This window comes from Streptomyces sp. CO7, from assembly GCF_053474865.1.
The window spans coordinates 1-1,236 of the sequence record NZ_JBRIOU010000032.1; the positions used below are offsets into that span (position 1 = coordinate 1).

Annotated in this window: 1 protein-coding gene; it reads left to right on the forward strand. The window is 73.7% G+C overall.

Features of this window, described 5'->3' with window-relative positions; all coding sequences use genetic code 11:
* Positions 1 to 1,040, forward strand: a 1,040-nt coding sequence (locus tag ACOV8S_RS30940; RefSeq protein WP_448321806.1) for a hypothetical protein, incomplete at its 5' end; no start/stop codon positions are given.
* Positions 1,041 to 1,236: the final 196 nt, after the last annotated feature.

Consider the following 1,236-nt stretch of genomic DNA (forward strand, 5'->3'; position numbering starts at 1 on the left):
CCCCCCCCCCCGACCCCCCCGGCGGCGCCACCGCCCCCGCCGCGAGGATCGGCCTGACCACCAAGCCGGGCGCCACCGACGGCAACGACGGCTACGTCCGCTACACCGCCCAGGCCGGCGGCATGAACGCCTACCCGGGCGAGACCTACGTCGCCGTCAACGACGGCCCCGCGCTCGGCCTCACCCAGGCCGAGTACCGCACCGGCATGGCACCCGACCAGCCCTTCGACTCCTCCGTCGTCCTCGGCAACCAGGGCAACCGCACCGCCGACCGCACCCTGCTCACCGTCTTCACCTCCCGCGGCATCCGCCTCGGCATGTCCGTCCCCTCCAACTGCGAGTCCACGAACGCCGTGACCGGCCGTACGTTCCTCTGCGTCCTGGACGAGCGGACGACCCCGGGCTCGTACCACTCCCTCCCGCTGAAGTTCCGCACCAAGGACATGGCCCTCTTCGACCGCGTCGACTATTCGGCGCAGCCCTACTCCGAGCAAGCGCTCGCCGAGGCCCGCGCCGGCCGCGCCTTCACCCCGGGCGCCGGCCCGGAGCTGAACCTCACCCCGGCCGCCGCCCCCTCCGACGAGCTCCAGCCGTACCGCAGCTTCACGGTGAAGACCGTCAACCAGGCCGACTACCGACTGACCGCCTCCACCGTCTCCGGCGCGGCCGGCGACACCGTCCCCGCCACCGTCACCGTCCACAACGCGGGCCCCGCCTGGGTCGCCTCCCTCGGCGCGGGCGAACCCGCCGCGACTGTCGACATCGACATTCCCGCCGGCACCTCGGTCGCCTCCGCCCCAGACGCCTGCTGGTCCCAGTCCGAGACCCGCTACCGCTGCAACACCCCCATCTACCTCACCGAATCCGGCAAGCCCGCCACCCACACCTTCCCCTTCACCCTCCACATCGACGAGGTCATCCCGAACGCCACCGCCCGCGCCGCCATCTACAACGACGCCTACGAACCCGCCGTCCGCACCTTCGACCCCGACCTGACGAACAACACGGCCACCCTCACCGTCAACCCCTCGACGAGCTGACGCACGCCCCTCCGGCTGCCCGGCCCGAGCCCTGCGCCGGCCTTGCACGAGCCGGGCAGCCGACCCCCGCACCGCCCCGGTAACCCCAGCCGCACCACCCGTGGGCGACTGGCCCGGCCAGAGGGCGGAACGGGCGGGCACGGGCGGGCACTGGCGGGCCAAAGCGCCGAGCTCGCGACGCCGCCCACCCCAGGGC